Source organism: Lysobacter brunescens (assembly GCF_042677005.1).
GTDB classification, from domain to species: Bacteria; Pseudomonadota; Gammaproteobacteria; order Xanthomonadales; family Xanthomonadaceae; genus Lysobacter_I; species Lysobacter_I brunescens.
On the sequence record NZ_JBHTIF010000009.1, the window covers coordinates 1 to 3,949 of the forward strand.

The 3,949-nt window shown below is 64.4% G+C and carries 1 protein-coding gene; it reads left to right on the top strand.

Features of this window, described 5'->3' with window-relative positions; genetic code table 11:
• Window positions 1-24 precede the first annotated feature (24 nt).
• Window positions 25-3,949: DUF6531 domain-containing protein (locus tag ACFQ0E_RS19080; RefSeq protein WP_386826603.1), on the top strand; the 3,925-nt coding region annotated here is incomplete at its 3' end.

Sequence of the window (3,949 nt, forward strand, 5' to 3'; positions counted from 1 at the left end):
CCATACGGATCAAAGGGTTACTCCATGGCTGCTGTCTTCACCGGAACCGGTCTCGGGCTGTTCAACTCCTCCTTCACCCAGCTCGGGGGCGCCTCGGGCGGTTCCGGTCGACTGGGGCAGAGCAACAGCCGGTACTACGTCAACCTCGCCACCGGCAACCTGGTGCTGCAGGACATCGACGAGACGATCCTGACCCGGGGCCTGCCGGTCTCGATGCTGCGCACCTACAACAGCCAGGGCACGGTGGCCGGGCAGGGCCAGGACGGCTGGATGAGCGCGTTCGATCGGCGGGTGGGGAATCTCAGCGGGACGGTCAACACCGCAGGCAGTACGGTGACGCGGTATCTGGGGGATGGGAGTGAGGTGGTGTATGCGTGGGACGAGACTCGTTATGCATACGTGTCTTCGGTTGGCGATGGTATGCACGACATCATCACAGCGTCCGGCGCCAATGGCCCGTGGAGCTGGCAGGACGGCAACACACAGCATATCGATACGTATGACGCGACAGGTCGCCTGACGACGATTCGCGATGCGAAGAGCGGAGCAAGCTATTCGTTGCTCTACGATGAACACGACCGTCTGTTTGGTGTGGTGTCGGACATTGCGATGGGGGGCGCGGCCGACGGTGATGGCCTGTTCTTTGCCTATGAGGGAGATACGCAGCGGTTGCTGGGAGTGGTGTCTCGCGAGAACGGCGTGGCGAAGGGGCAGGTGTGGTACGGCTATGATGCCCACGGGCGTTTGAGTTCGGTGACGACCGATCTTCGGCCGGACGCCTCCCCGACTGATATCAATCTGACGACGATGCGGGTGACATTGCCGACCGCCGTCAACGACAACATCTGGAATGAAACGTCGGCGTCGAACAATGACGGCCTGTTGTTCAGGACGGTGTACACGTACCAGGATATCCCGGGCGAGGAGAGCCTGCGTATCGCGCAAGTGAAGCACAGCGATGGCAGCCGATTGTCGATCGAATATGACAATGACAAGGTGAGTCGTGTCGTCGTGGGTGATGGCAACGGCCAGGGTCATGCGATCGAATATGCGTATGGTGCCGTGTCCGGGGACTATCAGTCCGTCATCGTCAGGGATCAGGGGCGCGTCGACAGGAATTGGACGTATGTGTTCAATATCCATACGAATCAATTGTCCTGGATCGAATCGCCGCAGGTCGATGGTCTGTCGGATGTGACCAGTTATGCCTACGACACTCAGGGCAACGTCACCCAGGTTCGCACGACGCGGGGGGCGGCTGTCGTGTCGCAAACCGATTATGCCCACGATTCGTATGGCAATGTCGTGCGCGAATGGGATCTGCATGGGAATCGTATCGATCGTGAGTATGTGGGAGGCGATCTGGCGATCGAAGTGCGATACACCGGGACGGATCCCGACGGAGCATCCGGGGGGCTTGATCCCGACATGTCGACGGCGCAGGTCACGCGCTATACATACGATGGTTTGGGGCGACTGACGTTCTCGGTCAATGCCCTTGGTGAAGTCACCCAGTATCTGTACGGCAATTTTTCTTCGGGCGCGGGCATCGGTTTGCTTGCGTCGACACGTCGCTTTATCGGTGCGACCTACAATGTGAGCGCGCTTTCAGCGACGACGCGACTTGAGCACTGGCAGTTGCAATCCTGGACGAACGGCAAGCTCGCCCAGACCGAGCGTACCGATTATCGCTACGACGCCATGGGTCGCCTGCAGGAAAAGCGCGAGTACGCGCAGGTCGCGCAGACTTTCGGTTCGGGTTTGATGACGGGCGACGGCGTGCTGGATGCGTCGACGAACATCACCCGCTACACCTACGACGCACAAGGCTTGCTGCGTCAGCAGATCACCCAGCGTGGCACCGGTCGCGCGTTGGGCGCGGGCACGCCCGAGGCGACGAGCGAGATCGTCGACTACGTGTACGACGGCATGGGTCGACTGCTCAGCTCGCTCAAGCGCAGCGGAGCGACAGCGGAGATGCCCGATCCAAGGGACATGACGCCGGCGAATCAGACCGCTTATGCGGACTGGCTGGCAGCCAATGAAGCGACGACGGTCCTGACCACCTGGACCTACCTGGACTCGGGCAACAGCATCAAGGTGGTGTCCGATACCGGCATGACCCGGACCGAGGTGCGCAATGCCGCCGGGATGCTGGTGGCGGTGACCGAGGCCGATGCGCCGAGCAGTCCGATGGCCACGCGCACGACAGAGCGCAAGTACGACACGGCGGGCCGCCTGGTCGCCGAGCAGGATGCCGGCGGTGGTCGCCGTTACTTCATCTACGACGAGAAGGGCCGCCTGAGCGCGACGATCGACGCGACGGGTGCGGTGACCCAGACGCTGTACGACGGCGCCGATCGCGTGGTCGAGGTGCGTGCGTACGCGAATCGTGTGACGCCGCTGTCCGACTGGTGGACCGGAACGCCGCCGACCCGCCTGTGGCGCAGCGACACTGCCGGCACGCCGCTGTCGACCGATCTGGTGGTGGCGGTGGACGCCACCCGCGACATGGTCACGCAGAAGACCTACGACGCAGCTGGCCGCGTGTCGGCCGAGACGGTGGTGGGCGCGGATGCGTCGCAGACGCGGAAGACGACGTACACCTACGATGCTGCCGATCGCCTGCTGCAGGTGAGCGTGACCGACGGCGCGGGCACGACGGCGACGGCGCGGACCACGCGTTACCTGTATGACAAGGCAGACCGCAGGATCGCGCAGGTCGATCTTCGTGCCGACGAGCAGGGCTACGTCACCGAGTTCGTGTACGACCTGGCCGGCCGGGTGGTGAAGACGATCCGCTATGCCGATACGACGACCAATCCTGCAGCCACGACGCTGGCGGACCTCAAGCAGTCGATCGAGGCTGATGCCAATGATCAGATCACCCGCATGTTCTACGACGGCCTCGGCAACCTGGTCGGTTCGCTGGACGCCGAGGGCTACCTGACCGAGTTCGTCTACGACGAGGCGCTGAACCAGCGCGCGGTGAAGGCGTACGAGCGCAAGCTGACTGGCCTGGCCGGCAACGAGTCGCTGTCGACGCTGCGCGCGTCGGCCACGGCCGGCTACGCGCCTGAGACCGGCTTCCGCAAGACCCAGCGCCAGTTCAACGCGCTGGGCCAGCTGGAGACCGAGCTGAACCACGAAGGCACGGTCACGCGCTATACCTACGACGAAGCCGGCCGCCTGGTGCGCACCGAGTCTGCGTTCGGTGCGAGCGAGGTGCGCACGAACAACCTGCGCTACGACGTGTTCGGCAACGTGATCGGCGAGATCGACGGCGAGGGCGTGCGCAAGGCGATGGAGCTGCTGACCGGCGGGCTTCCGCTGGATCACGCTTCGTTGTCTTCGGCGACGCTGGACGCGGTGTACGCGCAGTACGGCGTGCGCCACAGCTACGACCTGCTGGGTCGCCGGATCGAGAGCACCGACGCACAGGGCAACAAGACCTGGACCTTCCACGACAGCGAGGGTCGGGTGACCTTCGTGGTGCGCGGCCAGCGCGACGAGGCGAACGTCCTCAACGCCAGGGCCGAGATCACCGAGACGCGCTACGACGCGCTGGGTCGGGTGATCGACACGATCGCCTACGGCGGTGCACTGACGGTGCCGGTGCCGGGCTCGCGCGCCAGCGTGCAGTCGGTGCTGACGACGCTGGTGGCGGTGGGCGCGACCAACAGCCGGATCGAGCTGAGCTACGACCGCCGCGGCCTGCTGACCGAACGCAAGGTCTGGGGTGACGGCGACGCGCGCGACGTGACCCGCTACGGCTACAACGCGTTCGGCGAACTGGTCACGCAGCAGGACATGGAAGCCGACACCTTCACCGCGCGCCGGACCATGAGCTGGACCTACGACGCCCGAGGTCAGTCGACCGGCATGACCCAGAGCGGCGGCGGCCTCAGCCGCAGCACCTCGACGACCTACGACGCCTTCGGTCGCGCGA